The following is a 19,265-nucleotide window of genomic DNA, read 5'->3' on the forward strand; positions in this document are numbered from 1 at the left end:
TTTTTAGCTTGGCAACAGATTTAATTCCCAGCCTTGATGAATCATTGGAGGCGATATGATTAGTGTTTTTGATATCTATAAGATCGGCATTGGCCCATCCAGCTCCCACACCGTCGGGCCGATGAAGGCCGGTAAACAATTTTGCGACGACCTGATCGAAAAGGGTCTACTGAACGACGTCACCCGCGTCGTTGTTGACGTTTATGGCTCCCTGTCACTGACCGGCAAAGGACACCACACCGATCTGGCCATCATCATGGGTCTGGCCGGTAACCTACCGGATAGCGTCGATATCGACAGCATTCCCGGCTTTATCAAAGATGTCGAGACTCGTGGCCGCCTGCTGATGGCTAACGGCCGCCATGAAGTGGCGTTCCCGCTGGAAACCAGCATGAACTTCCACGAAGATAATCTCTCCCTGCACGAAAACGGTATGCGCATCACCGCCCTGGCCGGCGATCAGGTGATCTACAGCAAGACCTACTACTCCATCGGCGGCGGCTTCATCGTCGACGAAGAGCACTTTGGTCAGCAGAGCAGCCAGCCGATCTCGGTTCCCTACCCTTACGCTAGCGCCGCCGATCTACAGCGTCTGTGCAAAGAGTCCGGTCTCTCGCTCTCCGGCCTGGTGATGCAAAATGAGCTGGCGTTGCACAGCAAGGAAGAGATCGACGCGCATTTCGCCCGCGTCTGGGATGTCATGCGTACCGGTATCGAGCGCGGCATGAACACCGAAGGCGTATTGCCGGGGCCACTGCGTGTGCCGCGTCGCGCTTCCGCGCTGCGCCGCATGCTGGTCACCAACGACAAGACCAGCATCGATCCGATGGCGGTGGTCGACTGGATCAACATGTTCGCTTTTGCGGTTAACGAAGAGAACGCCGCCGGTGGGCGGGTGGTGACAGCCCCGACCAACGGTGCCTGCGGGATCATTCCGGCGGTCTTGGCCTACTACGACAAATTTATCCGCGAAGTTAACGCCAACTCCTATACCCGCTACTTCCTGGCCTCCGGGGTCATCGGTACGCTGTATAAGATGAACGCCTCCATCTCCGGTGCCGAAGTCGGCTGCCAAGGCGAAGTCGGCGTCGCCTGCTCCATGGCCGCCGCCGGTCTGGCGGAACTACTGGGCGGCAGCCCGGCCCAGGTCTGCATGGCGGCCGAGATCGCGATGGAGCACAACCTGGGGTTGACCTGTGACCCGGTCGCCGGCCAGGTTCAAGTGCCGTGCATCGAACGTAACGCCATCGCCGCCGTCAAAGCGGTGAACGCGGCTCGGATGGCATTGCGCCGTACCAGCGATCCGCGCGTCTGCCTGGATAAGGTCATCGAGACCATGTACGAAACCGGTAAAGACATGAACGCCAAGTACCGTGAAACGTCACGCGGTGGCCTGGCGCTGAAAGTGCTTTCCTGTGGTTAAATCCCCGCTACATGTGCAATGCCCGGCTCATGCCGGGCATTTTTTTAGCGATCTTGCGGGCTAAAAACGTGTTTAGCCGAACCAACCGCCGAACAGGTTATGCAGTTTCAGCAGAATAAAGTCGATGATGCGGCCAAAGAAGCCCGCCTCCGGCACCGCCTCCAACACCACCAGCGGACGCTGCTCGATGCTCTTGCCATTGAGCTGGAAGTCGATGGTGCCGACCACCTGCCCCTTCTTCAGCGGCGCCTCCAGCGTCGGCTGGGTTAGGGTATAGCTGGCCTTGAGATCCTTCATCTGCCCGCGCGGGATGGTGACCGCCGCGCTCTTATCGACCCCGAGTGCGACCTCGCTGCGCTCGCCGTACCATACCTTCTGGGTGGTAAACGGCTGGCCTATCTTGATCGGGGTCACCGTTTCGTAGAAGCGGAAGCCCCAGGTTAACAGCTTCTTGCTCTCCTCGAAGCGCACCCGATCGCTCGGCGCGCCAAGCACCACCGAGATCAAACGCATCGGGCCGTCGGTGGCCGAGGCCACCAGGTTATGCCCGGCGCCATTGGTAAAGCCCGTCTTCACCCCATCCACGTTCAGACTACTGTCCCACAGCAGGCGGTTACGGTTAGTCTGGCGGATCTTGTTGAAGGTGAACTCTTTCTCTTTATTCAGTTGGTACTCGTCCGGCACATCGGCAATCAGGTGCTGGCTAATCAGCGCCATGTCGCGCGCCGAGCTATACTGCCCCTCCGAGTCCAGGCCATGAACGGTGCGGAAATGGGTATTTTTCAGCCCCCAGGACGCCACATACTTGTTCATCAGGTTGACAAAGGCGTCCTGACTACCGGCCACGTGATCCGCCAGCGCGATACTGGCGTCGTTACCGGATTGGATCACCACCCCGCGGTTCAACTCCGCGACCGGTACGCGATCTCCCGGTTTTAGGAACATCAGCGAGGAGCCCCGCAGCATCGGATTGCCCGTCGCCCAGGCGTCCTTTCCGACCACCACCATGTCACCGGGGGTGATCTTGCCGGACTTCAACGCCTGACCGATGACATAACTGGCCATGATCTTGGTCAGGCTAGCCGGGTCGAGACGCTGATCCGCATTCCCCTCCGCCAACACGCGACCACTGTCATAATCCAACAGGATGTAGGCCTTAGCGTTGATCTGCGGCGGCGCCGGCTCGGCGGCGAACAACGGTAAGGCAACCAATGTAACACCCGCCCCCAGCGTCAGCCGGCGGAGGAAAAGCGTAAGCGCACGATTCTTCATGATTAAGACCAATGTATCCATTCAAATGATCAAACAACGCGTCCTTGCCGACGGCAAGGCGCCTGAAGTATGGCTGGCAGCGGCGCCGTATAGCGGGAGAGGGACTCCGCCCTCCTCCACCCGGCGGACAATCCTGCCGAGAAAAACATGCGTTAATTTTATGACATTTCACGCCGTTATCGCGCCCTCAACGGGATTTTTTCCATATAAAGACACTTCTTGACGCACGATTGTGGACGGGAACACATTTTTCTTCGTTATCACTTCGTCCGCAGGCCTGTGCAGATAGTGCGGTGCGCCCGTCACCGTATGCCACGCCGTCACACGGATTACTATGCTGGAACGGTCATTATGCGCCGAGTAAGGGGCATCGAATGAGCGATTCGGCACAATCCCAGAGCGTTTCGGCACAACATCGGCACGCTGACTCGGGTAGGCTATCCGCATCATCACAGAGGAGCTATTCCATGACTAAGACCACCGTTTCCTTGGCAGCCCTGGCGCTGCTTTCCCTGCCGGTACACGCCCAAGACTTCACCCTGAGCAGCCCGGATATGCATGCCGGCCAGCAGATGAGCAATCAGCAGGTGTTCGCTGGTTTCGGCTGCCAAGGCGATAACCGTTCGCCTGCGCTGAGCTGGTCCGGCGCGCCGAAAGGCACCAAGAGCTTCGCTATTACCGCCTACGATCCCGATGCACCGACCGGCAGCGGCTGGTGGCACTGGACTGTGGTCAACATTCCGGCCGATGTCCATCACCTGCCGGCTAACGCCGGGGCGCAGAACAGCACCCAACTCCCGAGCGGCGCGGTACAGGGGCGCAACGACTTTGGTTATGCCGGTTTCGGCGGCGTCTGCCCGCCGGCTGGCGATAAACCGCACCGCTACCATTTCACCGTCTGGGCGCTGAAGACCGACAAGTTACCGATCGATAATGCTTCCAGCGGTGCCCTGGTTGGTTTTATGCTGAACGCCAACAAACTGGCAACTGCCCAGTTGGTGCCGGTATACGGCCACTAAGATCCGGAGAGTACGCGACATGCCACAGCCCGTCATCCCTGTTCCGACGCTGCAAGAAATCAGCGCCCGCCAGAGCCACCAGCTGCGGCGTGTCACCCTGTTCAGTCCGGCGCTCTGCCTGGTACGCCAAGGCAGTAAGACCATTCAATGGGGCGAACGCTGCGAAGTCGCCGGTGAGGCTTCGCTGGTACTGTTTCCCGGCGGTAGCGAGGTGTGCATGGCGAACCAGACAGGGGGCGGCTACTATCGTGCCGAGATGCTCTATCTGCCAACCACGCTGTTACAACAGTTTCGCCGCCGTTATCCCCAGGTAACGCCCCCCGCCCGGGCGTCCGTCTCGTGCTGTCTGGCGATGACGCCGACGCTGACGCTACTCTGGCAACAACTGATGCAGGGGCTACGCCTCCCCCTGGCCCCGCCCTTGCTTAACCACCTGGCCGAAGGGCTATTGTTGGCGCTTCAACCCAGCGGTCACAGCGCGCTATTGCTGCATGAGCGCCACGATCGGCTGACAGAGCAGATCCAACAGTTGTTACTGCTCGATCCGGCCCACCTCTGGCAAGCCGGCGAGGTCGCCCAACGCCTGCACATGGCCGAGTCGACCCTGCGCCGGCGTCTCAGCGCCGAAGGCAAAAGTTTTCGCGACATTCTCGACGAAGTCCGCCTCGGCCAAGCGTTGTTGGCGATCCAGTCGGGGAATACCCCGATCGGTGACATCGCCGGCCAGAGCGGTTACGCCAGCCCATCACGCTTCACCGCCCGCTTCGTGCGCCGCTACGGCCTAACACCGAGCGCCCTGCGCCAAGCCCTGCGCCACCCCGACACTCCGCGAGCCAGCAATATCCAGGCCTAACGGGCTTTGGGCTTTGGGCTTTGGGCTTTGGGCTTTGGGCTTTGGGCTTTGGGCTTTGGGCTTTGATTTATAACTAACACGCTGACCGTCGTAAACATCGCCTCCATTTATGGCGGTATCGCCACGACATGCCGCGAGAGACGCCATGTTAGCCAAGGTCGGCGATAACGCCTCCACAGTCGCGAAACGATGTGCGCTTGTTGCATAAAGACATGAGAGTCACAGGCGCGCTAGCGATGACCGACTAACGTTGCGCTGGCCAGCAACAGGAAAAGCGACAAGGTAACACGTCCCCGAAGCGGGTCGGTGCATCGGTATGATTGCCTCATCTCGTGGTACGCCGCACGGGCCTGATACCGGAGAGCAAGAAAGGCACGCACTGGGCTAACGGGATAAATAGCGGTACAAATTCAGCGCAGGGCGCTGTAAAATCCCTGCCCTATCATAACCAGACACGATGAATTTTTACGCTATGAGCAATCAATCCCGCCAGCCGAAGATCGGCTTTATCTCCCTTGGCTGTCCGAAAAACCTGGTCGACTCCGAGCGCATCCTGACGGAACTGCGTACCGAAGGCTACCTGGTCGTTCCTACCTACGAAGACGCCGATCTGGTCATCGTCAACACCTGCGGCTTCATCGACAGTGCGGTACAGGAGTCACTGGAGGTCATCGGCGAGGCGCTGAATGAAAACGGGAAAGTCATCGTGACGGGTTGCCTGGGCGCCAAAGAGAACCAGATCCGCGAGGTACATCCCAAGGTGCTGGAGATCTCCGGACCGCATAGCTATGAGCAAGTACTGCACCACGTACACAAGTATGTTGCCAAACCGCCGCACAACCCTTTCACCAGCCTGGTTCCGGAGCAGGGTGTCAAGCTGACGCCGAAACACTTCGCCTACCTGAAGATCGCCGAAGGATGTAACCACCGCTGTGCGTTCTGCATCATCCCCTCTCTGCGAGGCGATCTAGAGAGCCGTCCCATCGGGGCGGTACTGGATGAGGCCAAACGTCTGGTCGATTCCGGCGTCAAAGAGCTACTGGTGATCTCGCAAGATACCTCGGCCTACGGTGCCGACATTCAACAACGCACCGGCTTCTGGAACGGCCAACCCGTCAAGACCAGCATGCTGAGCCTGTGCGAACAACTGGCGACGCTGGGGGTCTGGATACGCCTACACTACGTCTACCCCTACCCGCATGTGGACGACGTCATTCCGTTAATGGCCGCAGGCAAACTGTTGCCCTATCTGGATATTCCGCTGCAACACGCCAGCCCGCGTATTCTCAAGCTGATGAAGCGCCCCGGCGCCGTTGAGCGCACCTTAGAGCGTATCAAGCGCTGGCGCGAGATCTGCCCACAGCTGACGCTGCGTTCAACCTTCATCGTCGGCTTCCCCGGCGAGACCGAGGAGGACTTCCAGATGCTGTTGGACTTCCTGCGTGAAGCACGTCTGGATCGCGTCGGCTGTTTCCAGTATAGCCCGGTCGAAGGCGCGGCGGCCAACGCTCTGCCCGATCAGGTAGCGGATGAGATCAAACAGGCACGTTATGACCGCTTCATGCAGTTGCAGCAGCAGATCTCCGCCGAACGTCTGCAAGAGAAAGTCGGCTTGACCCTGCCGGTGATCATCGACGAAGTGGATGAAGAAGGCGCCATCGGACGCAGCATGGCCGATGCGCCGGAGATCGACGGGGTGGTCTATCTGAATGGCGAGCGCGGGGTTAAACCGGGCGATATCGTCAATGTCACCATCGAAAACACCGATGAATATGACATGTGGGGCTCACTAGCCTAATTCTTATGGTGCGCTGTGCCAACGGCGCACCATTTCCGCCATCCACGCTAACCATCTTTGCTCCCGCTTACCCTATCCCCCAGGCGTTTGCTAAAACATTTCGCATAAAATGCGCTGTCTCGGCAACCCATCGTGGTAAACAGCCATTTTCGGTATTTAACTTACCACTCCCCAGCATAAAGCGATGTCCTTTTTTACTCCCTGAGACAAAAAAACACCATTGGTAAAAAATAACGCCGCCCTCTGGGCGGCGTATTCGCCTTACTCATAGGGCATGACGTTAGGATCGGAGTAGCGATAGATAAAGCCCAGCTCATGGCTGATGCGCGAGCCATCCACCGACTTGCCCATCGCCATCTCTGCGTGAGTCGCGCGAAACTGAGGCGGCGTCAAACCGAGGGCGCGAGCCAGCGGCGGATAAAACTGCTGACGCGCCGGATGATGCGGTGCGCATAGGTTATAGACATGCCCCCCGTGTGGCTGTTCGAGCAACAGTTGGATCGCCGCGATCGCATCGTCGCGGTGCAATAAATTCACGCCGGCGTTTCCCCCCGGCAAATCGGTTTTCCCCGCCAGGAAACGCCCCGGATGGCGTCCTTCGCCCACCAAACCAGCCAGGCGTAACACGTCAACCGAAGTATGAGGCAGATCATGCAGCCAGCGCTCCAGATCGGCCAGCGCCTTACCGGCCAGGCTGGTGGGCAATAACGGCGTATCCTCATTCACCTCGCCGACCACATCGCCATACACCGAGGTTGAGCTAAGGAAAATAATGCGTGCCACCCCATAGCCCAACGCGCTGTCTACCAACTGACGCACCGCTTGACGGTAAGCGACACCCCCGTCATCACCGCAATTAGCCGGCAGAGTGATCACCAAGGCATCAACCCGCAGCAACTGCGCCAGATCCTCGTCGTCACACTCCAGTTGCGGTGCCAGCAGCAACGGATAACACGCCACGCCGCTCAACCGCGCCGCCTCAACGCCATCCGACGTAGTCTTACTGCCCACCACCTGATAGCCGCGCGCCAGTAGCGATAACGCCAGCGGCATGCCTAACCACCCTAACCCTACGATAGCCACTCGCTTCATTGCCCTCTCCTCATCTCGGCCTCGTCTTACCCCGTCGCCGGGTGATACGCCTCTAAGGCTACGCTGCCCAGGGCGGTTAGACAATTGTTACTCGCAATGGCGAGAGCGACGACCGTGATGATGGTCATCGGCCCCAGCCGCCGCTCCCCGCCTCATCGGCTTGGCGACGCGCCCTCACGATAACAGTCAACGCTTGCGCTCTCGTGCTTACTGTGTGAATCGTGCCCGCATATATGACGTACTCCTGCATCCATCCGCCGGGGACGCGATTCGCGCCCTCAGTCCCGACTCACGCGACCTGTCTCCCCGCCGTCTCACAAGGTGAACGCCACACACATTCACCGGCGTCTGGCGTCGCCACTGGATGGCGGGCCCCCGTCCCGCGACGGGCAAAAAAAGCGCTTGCCATCCATGTCCCAATTGGTTTAGGTTAAAAATCACTGAGCGCATAATGCGCAGCATCGTAACCGCGATGCATTACTGAATAACGGCACCACCAAGTAATACGGACATCATCATGCTGACTCGCGTACTGTTTAACCACCACCACCATCATCATCCTGACTAGTTCTTTCAGGCGGATGAGTGCTGGAAGACGGTCAACGGATCTTCCAGTGGCGGCAGACGCAAGATGTGAAAAAGCCCTCGGAAGATCTTCTTCCGAGGGCTTTTTTGTTGTTCATCATTCACTGGCGCCAGCCACAACGGTTGGCAAGTAAGGGGTTACCACCATGTTGGACAAGACACGTTTACGCATCGCCATGCAGAAATCCGGCCGCCTGAGCGAAGACTCTCAGGCGCTGCTGGCCCGCTGCGGGATCAAAATCAACCTGCATCAGCCACGCCTGATCGCCTTCGCCGAGAACATGCCTATCGACATCCTGCGGGTGCGTGACGACGATATCCCCGGCCTGGTGATGGACGGTGTAGTCGATCTGGGCATCATCGGCGAGAACGTGCTGGAGGAGGAGTTACTCTCCCGGCGCGCACAGGGCGATGATGCGCGCTACACACTACTGCGCCGCCTCGACTTCGGCGCCTGCCGTCTGTCGTTGGCGATGCCGCTCGATGCCCCTTACGATGGCGTGCGCTGCCTGCAAGACTGCCGCATCGCCACCTCCTATCCCCACTTGCTCAAACGCTATCTCGACCAACAGGGCGTACGCTTCAAATCCTGTCTGCTCAATGGCTCGGTCGAGGTGGCGCCGCGCGCCGGTCTGGCCGACGCCATCTGTGACCTGGTCTCTACGGGTGCCACGCTGGAGGCCAACGGCCTGCGTGAGGTCGAGGTGATCTACCGTTCGAAGGCCTGCCTGATCCAGCGAGAGGGGGAGATGGCTGCGGCCAAGCAGGCATTGATCGACCGTCTGCTGACCCGCATCCAGGGGGTGATCCAGGCGCGTGAATCGAAATACATCATGCTACACGCGCCGAGCGATCGTCTAGACGAGATCATGGCGCTATTACCGGGGGCCGAACGACCGACCCTGCTACCGCTAGCCGGCGACCAGAAACGCGTCGCGATGCATATGGTCAGCAGCGAAACCCTGTTCTGGGAAACCATGGAACAGCTCAAAACCCTTGGCGCCAGCTCGATTCTGGTGTTACCGATCGAAAAGATGATGGAGTAAAAGCATGAGCCACTTTGCTACCCTGATCGAATGGCAAGCCTGTAGCCCCGAACAGCAGCAGGCCCTGCTACAACGCCCGGCCATCGAGGCGGCCGCCCAGATTAGCGCCGATGTCTCGGCAATCCTCGAGGAGGTTCGCCAAGACGGCGACGCCGCACTTCAGCGCCTCAGCCAACGCTTCGACCGCGTCGCCCCCAGTCGATTGCAGGTGACGCCACAGGAGCGTGATGCCGCTGCGGACGTCCTGCCGGAGGCGCTTAAGCGCGCCATGCGTCAGGCGGCGGATAACATCGCCCTCTTTCACCGTGCTCAACTGCCGCGCGCCATCGAAGTCGAAACCCAACCGGGCGTAATCTGCCGTCAGCTCACCCGCCCATTGGATACCGTCGGCCTATATATCCCTGGCGGTAGCGCCCCACTGCTCTCCACGGTCCTGATGCTAGGCGTTCCGGCGCGTGTTGCCGCCTGCCGCCGGGTGATCCTCTGCTCTCCGCCGCCTATCGATCCGGCGATCCTCTACGCCGCCAGTCTGTGCGGCATCAGCGAGATATTCCAGGTCGGTGGCGCCCAGGCGATCGCCGCCATGGCCTACGGTAGCGCGTCGATCCCCCGCGTCGATAAGATCTTTGGCCCCGGCAATGCCTATGTCACCGAAGCCAAGCGCCAGGTCAGCCAGCAGGTACAGGGGGTGGCCATCGATATGCCCGCCGGTCCCTCCGAGGTGCTGGTAATCGCCGATGAACACGCGAATCCGCGCTTTATCGCCGCCGACCTGCTCTCCCAGGCGGAGCACGGCCCCGATTCGCAGGTGATCTTGCTGACACCGGATGCCGTCTTGGCTCAGCGTGTCGCCGACCAACTCGACTGCCAATTTGCGCAACTGCCGCGTGCCGCCATCGCACGCCAGGCGCTGGCGCAGAGCCGGTTGATCGTGACCGGCTCGTTAGCCGAATGTGTGGCGATCAGCAACCGCTACGGCCCGGAGCACCTGATCATCCAGACGCGCGACGCCGCCGAATGGGTCGACAGTATCACCAGCGCCGGCTCAGTCTTTCTCGGCGACTGGTCGCCGGAGTCAGTTGGCGATTACGCCTCTGGCACCAACCATGTACTACCGACCTATGGCTATACCGCCACTCACTCCAGCCTGGGCGTGGCCGATTTCCAAAAACGCATGACCGTGCAACAACTCAGCCCCGCTGGCCTGCTGGCGTTGGCATCGACGGTCGAAATTATGGCACAGGCGGAACGCCTCGACGCCCACAGCAACGCCGTCAGCCTTCGGGTTGCCGCCATCCGGGAGAGCCAAGCATGAAACCGATCAGCGCACTGGCGCGCCAGAATATTCAGCGCCTGACCCCGTACCAATCCGCCCGCCGTCTCGGCGGCCAAGGCGACGTCTGGCTCAACGCCAACGAATACCCGCAGCCGGTCAGCTACCCACTGCGCAGCGATGCCTTTAACCGTTATCCCGCGTGTCAGCCAGTCGAGTTAGTCAGCAACTATGCCGCCTACGCCGGTGTGGACGCGCAGCAAGTGTTGGTCAGCCGTGGCGCCGACGAAGGCATCGAGTTGCTGATCCGTACCTTCTGTGAACCGGGACGTGACGCGATGCTCTACTGCCCGCCTACCTACGGTATGTACGCCGTCAGTGCCGAGACCTGTGGTGTCGAACAACGTTGCGTGGCCCTGGATGCCGACTGGCAGTTGGATCTCACCGCCATTGCCGCCGCCCTCGATGGCGTCAAACTGGTGTTTGTCTGTAGTCCGAACAACCCGACGGGTAATCTACTCGACCCTGAGGCGCTGCGTCGCCTGCTGACGCTGACCGCCGGGCGGGCGTTGGTGGTGGTGGATGAGGCCTACATCGAGTTCGCCCCCGCCGCCAGTGTGGTGTCCTGGCTCGCCGACTACCCTCACCTGGTGGTGTTGCGAACCCTCTCTAAGGCCTTTGCCCTGGCAGGACTGCGCTGCGGCTTCACCCTCGCCAGCGCCGAGATCATCGCACTCTTGCAGAAGGTGATCGCCCCCTATCCCCTGCCGTCGCCGGTGGCCGACATCGCGGCGCAGGCGACCGCACCGGCCGGGATCGCCGCCATGCGGGAGCGAGTGGCTTACATCATCGCGCAACGCCAGGCGCTGATCAGCCAATTATTGCGCTGTGACTGTATTCAAGAGGTCTATCCTTCTCAGGGGAACTATCTTATTTTCCGCAGTGACCAAGCCGCCCAGATTTTCCAGGCCCTGTGGCAACAGGGCATCATTCTGCGCGATCAGAGCCGCCAGCCGGCGTTGGCCAACTGCCTACGCATCACCGTTGGCAGCGACGCCGAGCATCAGCGGGTTCTCACAGTACTGCGCCGTTACAGCCAGGAGAGCGAGTAATCATGGAGAAATATCTGTTTATCGATCGCGACGGTACGCTGATCGTCGAGCCGCCACAGGATTTTCAGGTCGACCGGCTGGACAAGCTGGCGCTGATGCCGGGCGTCATCCCGGCACTGCTACGCCTGCAACAGGCCGGCTACCGTCTGGTCATGGTGAGCAATCAAGACGGACTCGGCAGTGAGCGCTTCCCACAAGCGGACTTCGACGCCCCGCATAATCTGATGATGCAGATCTTCACTTCACAGGGCATCATCTTCGATCAGGTGTTGATCTGCCCACACCTGCCGCAAGACGGTTGCACCTGCCGTAAGCCAGCCTGCGGGCTGGTCGCCACCTATCTACAGCCCGGCGTCCTCGACAGCCACGCCTCATGGGTGATCGGCGATCGCGAGAGCGATATGCAGTTAGCTCGTAACATGGGGATCAACGGCCTACGCTACGCCGCCGATCCGGGCGATGGCGACAGCCTCGACTGGCCTCAGATCGCCGCGCGTCTAACCCGTCGCGATCGTCATGCCCGCGTCGAGCGTGTCACGCGTGAGACGGCGATCATCGCCGAGGTGTGGCTGGATCGCCAGGGCGATAATCATATTCGCACCGGTATCGGCTTCTTCGATCACATGCTGGATCAGATCGCCACCCATGGCGGTTTGCGTCTGCGTCTTGAGGCGCAAGGCGATCTGCACATCGACGATCACCACACGGTAGAAGATTGCGCATTGGCATTAGGCGAGGCATTACGCGTCGCGTTGGGCGACAAGCGCGGTATCGCCCGCTTCGGCTTCGTTCTGCCGATGGACGAGTGCCTGGCACGCTGTGCGTTGGATATCTCCGGGCGCCCCTATCTCTCCTTCAAGGCGGAATTTAGCCACCAACGCGTCGGCGACCTCAGCTGCGAGATGGTGGAGCACTTCTTCCAATCGCTCGCCTACGCGATGGGCGTCACCCTACACCTAAAGACCAAAGGCAAGAACGACCACCATCGGGTCGAAAGCCTCTTCAAGGCCTTCGGCCGCACGCTACGCCAGGCCATCCGCGTCGAGGATGACCGCCTACCCAGCTCGAAAGGAGTGCTGTGATGCGCGAGAAATGTAACCTGGTGATCCTGGATACTGGCTGTGCCAACTTAGCCTCGGTCGGCTATGCCCTGCGGCGGCTAGGCTATGATCCGCAGGTGAGTCGCGATCCCCGCCGCGTACTGGCGGCAGACAAACTACTGCTGCCCGGCGTCGGAAGCGCCTCTGCGGCCATGGCGCAGTTGCGTCAGCGCGATCTGGTCGATCTGATCCGCGCCTGTACTCAACCGGTGCTTGGCATCTGCCTCGGCATGCAATTGCTGGCCAAGCGCAGCGCCGAGGGCGATGTCCCTTGCCTTGGGTTGATCAACAGTGCGGTGGTGCCGATGACGAACACCGGCCTGCCGCTACCGCACACCGGTTGGAACCGGGTGACTTCGCACGCCGACAACCCATTGTTCCGCGACATTCCCGACGGCAGCTATTTCTACTTCGTCCATAGCTACGCCTACCCGCTGGGCGCCCACACGCTGGCACAGTGCGACTACGGTTACACCTTCAGCGCGGCGGTGCAGCGCGACAACTTCTACGGCGTACAGTTTCACCCCGAGCGCTCCGGCCAAGCTGGCGCGCGTCTGTTACAGAACTTTCTGGAGATGCCGTCATGATCATTCCGGCGTTGGACTTTATCGATGGCAGTGTGGTGCGTCTGCATCAAGGGGACTATGGCCGCCAGCGTGACTACGCCGGGGATGCGCTGACCCGTTTGCTGGACTACCAGGCGCAGGGGGCCCAGGCGCTGCATCTGGTCGATCTGAGTGGCGCGCGCGATCCGGCGCAACGTCAATTGCCGATGCTGACACGGCTGCTACAGGCACTTCGTGTGCCGGTTCAGGTCGGTGGCGGTGTACGCAGCGCCGACGATGTGGCGGCACTGCTCGACGCCGGGGCCGCCCGGGTGGTGATCGGCTCGACGGCGGTGCGCCAGCCCAATGAGGTGGCCGACTGGTTTACCCGTTTCGGTGCCGAACGGCTGGTGTTGGCGCTGGATGTGCGTATCGGCGCGGATGGCGAGAAACGGGTGGCCGTCAGCGGCTGGCAGGAAGACTCTGGCGTCACCCTGGAACAGATGGTGCAACGCTTTCTACCGCTGGGACTGCGACATGTGTTGTGCACCGACATCGCTTGCGACGGCACGTTGCAAGGTGCCAACGTGGCGCTTTACCGCCAGATCTGCGCGCGCTACCCGCAGGTGGCGTTCCAATCCTCCGGCGGCATCGGCGGGTTAGCCGATATCGCCGCGCTACGCGCTAGCGGGGTTCAGGGGGTGATCGTCGGGCGAGCGTTATTGGAAGGAAAACTGAGTGTCGAGGAGGCTATCGCATGTTGGCAAAACGCATAATTCCTTGCCTGGACGTGCGCGACGGCCAGGTCGTTAAGGGCGTACAGTTCCGTAATCACGAGATCATCGGTGACATCGTGCCGCTGGCGCAGCGTTACGCCGCCGAGGGGGCCGATGAGCTGGTGTTCTATGATATCACCGCCTCCGCCGATGGGCGGATCGTCGATAAACGCTGGATCGCACGCGTCGCCGAGGTGATCGACATCCCCTTCTGCGTCGCCGGCGGGATCCGTAGCGTCGAGGATGCCGGGCAAATCCTGGCTTATGGCGCCGACAAGATCTCCATCAACTCTCCCGCCCTGGCCGATCCGACACTGATCTCGCGCCTGGCCGATCGCTTCGGCGTTCAGTGCGTGGTGGTTGGCATCGATACCTGGCACGACCCCGCCAGCGACAGCTATCAGGTCTACCAATTCACCGGCGACGAGGCGCGTACCCGTGCCACCGCCTGGCAGACAGAGGCATGGGTGCAAGAGGTGCAACGCCGAGGTGCCGGCGAGATCGTCCTCAACATGATGAATCAGGATGGGGTACGCAACGGCTACGATCTGCGTCAGTTGGCGCAGATGCGCGCCGTCTGTCAGGTGCCACTGATCGCCTCCGGCGGCGCCGGCAACATGCAACATTTCCTGGCGGCGTTCAGCCAGGCCGATGTCGACGGCACCCTAGCCGCCTCGGTATTTCATAAACAGATTATTCAAATCGGTGAACTCAAGCGCTATCTGGCGCTCAACGGTGTGGAGATTCGACTGTGTTGACTCAAGGTTTTCTTTCGCAACAACAAAAAGAGCGGCTGGATTGGAATAAGGTCGAGGGCATGATGCCGGCTATCGTGCAGCATGCCGCCTCCGGCCAAGTGTTGATGCTGGGCTACATGACGCCGGAAGCGTTGGAGCAGACCGAGCGCAGCGGCAAGGTTACGTTCTATTCGCGCAGCAAACAACGCCTGTGGACCAAGGGGGAAACCTCCGGCCACACGCTGAATGTAGTCAGCATCACACCGGACTGCGATCGCGATACATTACTGGTGCTGGCCGAACCACAGGGGCCGACTTGCCACCTCGGCACGGAGAGCTGTTTCGCCCCGGCCCGCCCGCAATGGGTCTTCCTCTATCAATTAGAGCAGTTACTGGCGGCGCGTAAGCAAGCCGATCCGCAGAGCTCCTACACTGCGCGCCTCTACGCCAGCGGCACCAAACGCATCGCCCAGAAGGTCGGAGAAGAGGGAGTCGAGACGGCACTGGCCGCCACCGTGCAGGATCGCGACGAACTGGTCAACGAGTCCGCCGATCTGCTCTACCACCTGCTGGTGCTACTCCAAGATCAGCGCCTGTCGCTGGGTGACGTCATCGACTGTCTGCACCAACGTCACGCCCGCCGCCCTTAATCCTTCCCGACGCCGCCGAGGCGGCGTCCTCCCTTAAGCGTCATTCGCCACCGCCGCATACTCAGGTAATCGGAGTGTAAACACGCGGTATCTACGGGTTAACGACCGATACAAAAAGCGCCTGGTTGCTCACGAAATCCAACTTTCCTCTGTGATTCAAAAGATTAGATCGCATAAATCGTAATATGATTAATTATGAAATAGTGTAACTCCGCGTGTCACGCGCGGGAGCCTATGGCAAGAGTCCTTCGTCTCCAATAATAATAAGGTCCATCCTATGAGCAATCGTTACCCCACCTCCGGGCGCCATCGGCGTTGGCCGTGGTTGCTGCTGCTGGGCGTGATCCTCGGTGTCATCCTGGTCGCCGCCAGTGTCACTGTGCTGCATAAGACCAGTAGCACCGCGTTCTGCGTCTCCTGCCACACCATGCAACAACCGCTGGCGGAATATCAGGGCAGCGTCCACTTCCAGAATAAACCCGGCATCCGCGCCGACTGTGCCGACTGCCACGTACCGCAACAACCGCTCGACTTTCTGAAAACCAAGGTGTTGGCACTGAAGGACGTCTATGGCGAACTCACCGGTAAGATCGACACCCCAGAGAAGTATCAAGCCCACAAACTGGCCATGGCACAAAGCGTCTGGAACACCATGAAGGCCAATGATTCGGCGACCTGCCGCTCCTGCCATAGCTATGCGGCGATGGATATCATCGATCAGAGCCCAGAGGCACGGCAGCAGCATCCGGTCGCTATCAAGCAGGGCGAAACCTGCATCGATTGCCACAAAGGGGTGGCTCATATCCTGCCAGATATGAGCGCCTTAACGGCCGCTGGCGCCAATGAACTGGCCACCGCCGCCGCCCAAACGCCGGCCAGCGCTCACACCTTGTACGCCATCGCCACACAGCCCTTCTTCTTAAGCCCCACCCCCGCGGCACACGACGATGGTAGCCTAATGCCGTCGACGCCGATTCGAGTTCTGCAACGCCAGGGCGATATGATTCAAGGCGAACTCAACGGCTGGCAGCAAGAGGGGGTCAATCCGGTGATCTACGCCGCCCAAGGTAAGCGTATTCTAGCGGCCTTACTGGGTGAAGCTGCGCGTAAACAGGTGAAAGTCCTGTCCAGCGAAACCGATCCGGCAACCGGGCTGATCTGGCACCGCGTCAGCCTCGCCGTCTGGCTACCCAAAGCTCAACTGATCGGCAGCGAACAACCCATCTGGCGCTATGCCGCCACGATGATGTCCGACAACTGCACCGGCTGCCACGGCCTCACCGCGTTGGATCGGTTCACCGCTAACCAGTGGATCGGTGTGGTCAAAGGGATGGCCTCTCGCACCTCACTGAATGAAGAACAGCTGCGTCTGCTGACCCAGTATGTACAAAAGCACGCCAGCGATATGTCTGCCGCACGTGCCGAGGAGACGAAGTGATGAATAAGAAAATCGCCCCTACCGCCGCGCCGCTACGCGTTTCACGCCGTCGCTTCCTCGCCGGGAGCGCCGCCCTGCTCGGCGCTCCCTTGCTGGCCGGGCTATGGCCCAAGTCGGCTCTGGCGCAAGCCATTAGCCTGGCCTTGCCACAATTTACCGCTCTGCAACCGGCCCAAAAGGGGCCGCTGACCGGCGCCCATTGGGGCGCTTTCGAGGCCATCGTGGCAGACGAGCGGATGGTCGGCGTACGGCCAGTCAGCGATGATCCCTACCCTAACGAACTGATCACCATGGCCCCTTATCAGGTACATGCCGCCAACCGGATCAAATACCCGATGGTGCGTAAGCACTACCTAGAGGGCGGCCCGCAGAATGGCCGCCCCGATCTGCGTGGCTGTGACGAATGGGTTCGCGTCAGTTGGGATCAGGCGCTAACCCTGGTCAGCGAACAGATCGCCCGCTTACAACGCCAGTATGGTCCGCAATCCATCCACGCTGGCTCCTATGGCTGGAAGAGCGTCGGCATGTTGCACAACAGCCGTACCCTGTTGCAACGCCTGATGAACCTGTGCGGTGGCTTCCTCGGCTACGCCGGCGACTACTCGACCGGCGCGGCCCAGGTCATCATGACCCATGTGGTCGGCTCGATGGAGGTCTACGAACAACAGACCGCCTGGCCAAACGTGATCGAACACAGCGAACTGGTGGTGCTCTGGGGCTGTAACCCGATGATCACCTTAGAGAACAGCTGGAATATGCCCGATCATGTCGGTCAAACTGGCTTCGAGGCGTTGAAGAAGAAAGGTACACGCATCATCAGTATCGACCCAGTTCGCAGCGCCAGCACCACCCAGCTCAACGCCGAATGGATCGCGCCACATCCGTATACCGATGCGGCGATGTTACTCGGCATCGCCCACACCCTGATGAGCGAAAACCTGCACGATCGTGACTTCCTCGCCACCTATACCGTCGGCTTCGAACGTTTCGCCGACTACCTGAACGGTAAGGATGACGGTGTGGTTAAGGATGCTGCCTGGGCGGCGGCCATCAGTGGTGTCGAAGCCGAGACGCTGCGCCAACTGGCACGCGACATGGCTCGTCAACGCACCATGATCATGGCGGGCTGGGGGATTCAGCGTCAACATCACGGTGAGCAACCCCATTGGCTACTGGTCACCGTGGCCGCGATGCTTGGTCAGATCGGCCTGCCCGGTGGCGGTTTCGGTTTTAGTTACCACTACTCTTCCGGCGGCAGCCCCACGGCACGTGGCGGTATCTTGTCGGGGATTTCGGCCGGCAATGCGCCGAAGAATAGCCCAACGCCAATCCCGGTGGCACGCATCGCCGATTGTCTGGCCAACCCGGGTAAGACCATCGACTTTAACGGCGGTAAGGTGACCTATCCCGATGTGAAGATGGTATATGTCGCCGGCGGTAACCCTTTCGGCCACCATCAAAATACCAATAACCTGATCGAAGCCTGGCGGCGACCGGAAACCATTGTGGTCAACGAGCCTTACTGGACCGCCACCGCCAAGTACGCCGATATCGTACTGCCCGCGACCACTAGCTATGAACGTAACGATCTGGAAATGGGCGGCGACTATTCCCAGTTGTACGTATTCCCGATGCACCAGTGTGTTCCCGTGCAACACGAGGCGCGCAACGACTTTGCCATCTTCGCCGGTCTGGCGGAGAAGCTCGGGGTGTTGGAAGCCTTCACCGAGGGTAAGGATGAGCAGCAGTGGCTGAAAGGGATGTACGATGGCATGGCGGCGCAGGCACGCAACGCCCGCGTCGCCCTCCCCCCGTTCGATATGTTCTGGCAGGCCAACAACTATATCCGCTTCCCGATCCCAGAGGCCAACAAAGCGTGGGTACGCTACGCCGATTTCCGGGCCAATCCGCTGCTCAATCCTCTCGGCACCCCTTCCGGCAAGATCGAGATCTACTCGGAGACCGTCGCGGCGATGAACTACCCCGACTGTAAGGGCCTGCCCACCTGGATGCCCCCCTATGAGTGGTATCAAAGCGAGATAGCCCAACGCTTCCCGCTCTCGTTGAGCACCGCGCACGCCGTCAACCGCCTGCACTCGCAGTTGGATAATACGCCGCTACGCGAAAAGTATGCCGTCGCCGATCGTGAGGCGATCCTGATCCATCCGCAGGACGCCAAAGCGCGCGGCATCGCCGACGGCGATCTGGTGCGCGCCTGGAACGATCGCGGTCAGATCCTCGTTGGTGCCATCGTCACTCAGGATATTCGCCCCGGAGTGGTACGCATCAGCGAAGGGGCCTGGTTCGATCCGGCCGATCCAGCCAAGCCCGGCTCGCTGTGTAAGAACGGCAACGTCAACTGTCTGACCTTCGACATCGGCTCCTCCCGCCTGGCGCAGGGCAACTGCGGCCATATGGCACAACTGGAGATCGAGAAGTTTCAGGGTACTCCGCCAGTCAACACCGCACATGACGTACCGCGCGGCGCCTAACACTGGCTCCGGGCGTGGAACCTAGCCTCTGACGGCGCCGATAACCGGCGCCGT

At 60.4% G+C, this 19,265-nt stretch carries 17 protein-coding genes and 1 other annotated feature; of the genes, 15 read left to right on the plus strand and 2 right to left on the minus strand.

Annotation, left to right across the window (positions count from 1 at the left end; genetic code table 11):
• Nucleotides 1-55: 55 nt before the first annotated feature.
• The gene (locus tag EHO01S_RS02145) at nucleotides 56-1,423 is read left to right on the plus strand and encodes an L-serine ammonia-lyase (RefSeq protein ID WP_024522409.1); all 1,368 of its coding nucleotides are present in this window, start codon (nucleotides 56-58) and stop codon (nucleotides 1,421-1,423) included.
• Nucleotides 1,424-1,495: 72 nt separating this feature from the next.
• On the opposite strand, the gene EHO01S_RS02150 is transcribed toward EHO01S_RS02145, so the two are convergent.
• Nucleotides 1,496-2,695, minus strand: coding sequence for a serine hydrolase (locus EHO01S_RS02150; protein ID WP_024522410.1), 1,200 nt, complete (start codon nucleotides 2,693-2,695; stop codon nucleotides 1,496-1,498).
• Nucleotides 2,696-3,162: 467 nt separating this feature from the next.
• On the opposite strand from EHO01S_RS02150, the gene EHO01S_RS02155 reads away from it, so the two are divergent.
• The 3 genes from EHO01S_RS02155 to rimO all read left to right on the plus strand — a co-directional run bounded on the left by EHO01S_RS02155 (nucleotide 3,163) and on the right by rimO (nucleotide 6,365).
• Entirely contained in the window at nucleotides 3,163-3,714 is a 552-nt protein-coding gene (locus tag EHO01S_RS02155) for a kinase inhibitor (protein ID WP_024522411.1), read from the plus strand.
• A gap of 19 nt (nucleotides 3,715-3,733) precedes the next feature.
• A complete protein-coding gene (locus EHO01S_RS02160) occupies nucleotides 3,734-4,567 on the plus strand; it encodes a helix-turn-helix transcriptional regulator (RefSeq protein WP_024522412.1) in 834 nt (277 codons plus the stop codon).
• Between the two features lie 472 nt (nucleotides 4,568-5,039).
• On the plus strand, nucleotides 5,040-6,365 hold the full coding sequence (gene rimO / locus EHO01S_RS02165) for a 30S ribosomal protein S12 methylthiotransferase RimO (RefSeq protein WP_024522413.1): 1,326 nt from the start codon (nucleotides 5,040-5,042) through the stop codon (nucleotides 6,363-6,365).
• A 261-nt stretch (nucleotides 6,366-6,626) separates the two neighbouring features.
• Here rimO and EHO01S_RS02170 read toward each other — a convergent pair whose 3' ends face one another.
• Nucleotides 6,627-7,457, minus strand: a complete 831-nt coding sequence (locus tag EHO01S_RS02170; protein ID WP_024522414.1) for an SDR family oxidoreductase — start codon at nucleotides 7,455-7,457, stop codon at nucleotides 6,627-6,629.
• Nucleotides 7,458-7,977: 520 nt separating this feature from the next.
• Between EHO01S_RS02170 and hisL the strand changes: the two genes are divergently transcribed.
• The 11 genes from hisL (at nucleotide 7,978) to torA (ending at nucleotide 19,211) form a co-directional block, all read left to right on the plus strand.
• Nucleotides 7,978-8,025 carry a his operon leader peptide gene (gene hisL, locus EHO01S_RS18815; protein ID WP_106389040.1) on the plus strand — a complete coding sequence of 16 codons (48 nt, stop codon included), beginning with the start codon at nucleotides 7,978-7,980 and terminating at the stop codon, nucleotides 8,023-8,025.
• Nucleotides 8,001-8,133, plus strand: a sequence feature (His leader region). (Overlaps the previous gene by 25 nt.)
• Before the next feature lie 55 nt (nucleotides 8,134-8,188).
• Entirely contained in the window at nucleotides 8,189-9,088 is a 900-nt protein-coding gene (gene hisG / locus EHO01S_RS02180) for an ATP phosphoribosyltransferase (protein ID WP_024522415.1), read from the plus strand.
• A gap of 4 nt (nucleotides 9,089-9,092) precedes the next feature.
• Entirely contained in the window at nucleotides 9,093-10,403 is a 1,311-nt protein-coding gene (gene hisD / locus EHO01S_RS02185) for a histidinol dehydrogenase (protein WP_024522416.1), read from the plus strand.
• Nucleotides 10,400-11,473 carry a histidinol-phosphate transaminase gene (gene hisC / locus EHO01S_RS02190; RefSeq protein ID WP_024522417.1) on the plus strand — a complete coding sequence of 358 codons (1,074 nt, stop codon included), beginning with the start codon at nucleotides 10,400-10,402 and terminating at the stop codon, nucleotides 11,471-11,473. Before hisD ends, hisC begins: the two co-directional genes overlap by 4 nt.
• A gap of 2 nt (nucleotides 11,474-11,475) precedes the next feature.
• Nucleotides 11,476-12,555 carry a bifunctional histidinol-phosphatase/imidazoleglycerol-phosphate dehydratase HisB gene (hisB, locus tag EHO01S_RS02195; RefSeq protein WP_115314480.1) on the plus strand — a complete coding sequence of 360 codons (1,080 nt, stop codon included), beginning with the start codon at nucleotides 11,476-11,478 and terminating at the stop codon, nucleotides 12,553-12,555.
• Nucleotides 12,555-13,160 (plus strand): imidazole glycerol phosphate synthase subunit HisH, encoded by a 606-nt coding sequence (hisH, locus tag EHO01S_RS02200; protein WP_024522419.1) that lies wholly within the window; start codon nucleotides 12,555-12,557, stop codon nucleotides 13,158-13,160. Before hisB ends, hisH begins: the two co-directional genes overlap by 1 nt.
• Nucleotides 13,157-13,894, plus strand: coding sequence for a 1-(5-phosphoribosyl)-5-[(5-phosphoribosylamino)methylideneamino]imidazole-4-carboxamide isomerase (hisA, locus tag EHO01S_RS02205; RefSeq protein WP_024522420.1), 738 nt, complete (start codon nucleotides 13,157-13,159; stop codon nucleotides 13,892-13,894). The genes hisH and hisA overlap by 4 nt, the downstream gene beginning before the upstream one ends.
• Nucleotides 13,876-14,652, plus strand: coding sequence for an imidazole glycerol phosphate synthase subunit HisF (gene hisF / locus EHO01S_RS02210; protein WP_024522421.1), 777 nt, complete (start codon nucleotides 13,876-13,878; stop codon nucleotides 14,650-14,652). Before hisA ends, hisF begins: the two co-directional genes overlap by 19 nt.
• Entirely contained in the window at nucleotides 14,646-15,281 is a 636-nt protein-coding gene (hisIE, locus tag EHO01S_RS02215) for a bifunctional phosphoribosyl-AMP cyclohydrolase/phosphoribosyl-ATP diphosphatase HisIE (protein WP_024522422.1), read from the plus strand. Before hisF ends, hisIE begins: the two co-directional genes overlap by 7 nt.
• 277 nt (nucleotides 15,282-15,558) lie before the next feature.
• Nucleotides 15,559-16,719, plus strand: coding sequence for a NapC/NirT family cytochrome c (locus tag EHO01S_RS02220; RefSeq protein WP_024522423.1), 1,161 nt, complete (start codon nucleotides 15,559-15,561; stop codon nucleotides 16,717-16,719).
• Nucleotides 16,719-19,211, plus strand: a complete 2,493-nt coding sequence (gene torA / locus EHO01S_RS02225) for a trimethylamine-N-oxide reductase TorA (RefSeq protein WP_024522424.1) — start codon at nucleotides 16,719-16,721, stop codon at nucleotides 19,209-19,211. The genes EHO01S_RS02220 and torA overlap by 1 nt, the downstream gene beginning before the upstream one ends.
• Nucleotides 19,212-19,265 lie beyond the last annotated feature (54 nt).

This window comes from Edwardsiella hoshinae NBRC 105699 = ATCC 33379 (assembly GCF_000474215.1).
Classification (GTDB): Bacteria; Pseudomonadota; Gammaproteobacteria; order Enterobacterales; family Enterobacteriaceae; genus Edwardsiella; species Edwardsiella hoshinae.

Bases quoted from the DNA above. Each gene is read 5' to 3' on its own strand.
- hisD (WP_024522416.1), top strand. From the start codon at position 9,093: ATGAGCCACTTTGCTACCCTGATCGAATGGCAAGCCTGTAGCCCCGAA.
- hisB (WP_115314480.1), top strand. From the start codon at position 11,476: ATGGAGAAATATCTGTTTATCGATCGCGACGGTACGCTGATCGTCGAG.
- EHO01S_RS02160 (WP_024522412.1), top strand. From the start codon at position 3,734: ATGCCACAGCCCGTCATCCCTGTTCCGACGCTGCAAGAAATCAGCGCC.
- EHO01S_RS02145 (WP_024522409.1), top strand. From the start codon at position 56: ATGATTAGTGTTTTTGATATCTATAAGATCGGCATTGGCCCATCCAGC.
- EHO01S_RS02150 (WP_024522410.1), bottom strand. From the start codon at position 2,695: ATGAAGAATCGTGCGCTTACGCTTTTCCTCCGCCGGCTGACGCTGGGG.
- hisC (WP_024522417.1), top strand. From the start codon at position 10,400: ATGAAACCGATCAGCGCACTGGCGCGCCAGAATATTCAGCGCCTGACC.
- EHO01S_RS02170 (WP_024522414.1), bottom strand. From the start codon at position 7,457: ATGAAGCGAGTGGCTATCGTAGGGTTAGGGTGGTTAGGCATGCCGCTG.
- EHO01S_RS02220 (WP_024522423.1), top strand. From the start codon at position 15,559: ATGAGCAATCGTTACCCCACCTCCGGGCGCCATCGGCGTTGGCCGTGG.
- torA (WP_024522424.1), top strand. From the start codon at position 16,719: ATGAATAAGAAAATCGCCCCTACCGCCGCGCCGCTACGCGTTTCACGC.
- hisG (WP_024522415.1), top strand. From the start codon at position 8,189: ATGTTGGACAAGACACGTTTACGCATCGCCATGCAGAAATCCGGCCGC.
- hisH (WP_024522419.1), top strand. From the start codon at position 12,555: ATGCGCGAGAAATGTAACCTGGTGATCCTGGATACTGGCTGTGCCAAC.
- hisA (WP_024522420.1), top strand. From the start codon at position 13,157: ATGATCATTCCGGCGTTGGACTTTATCGATGGCAGTGTGGTGCGTCTG.
- hisF (WP_024522421.1), top strand. From the start codon at position 13,876: ATGTTGGCAAAACGCATAATTCCTTGCCTGGACGTGCGCGACGGCCAG.
- rimO (WP_024522413.1), top strand. From the start codon at position 5,040: ATGAGCAATCAATCCCGCCAGCCGAAGATCGGCTTTATCTCCCTTGGC.
- EHO01S_RS02155 (WP_024522411.1), top strand. From the start codon at position 3,163: ATGACTAAGACCACCGTTTCCTTGGCAGCCCTGGCGCTGCTTTCCCTG.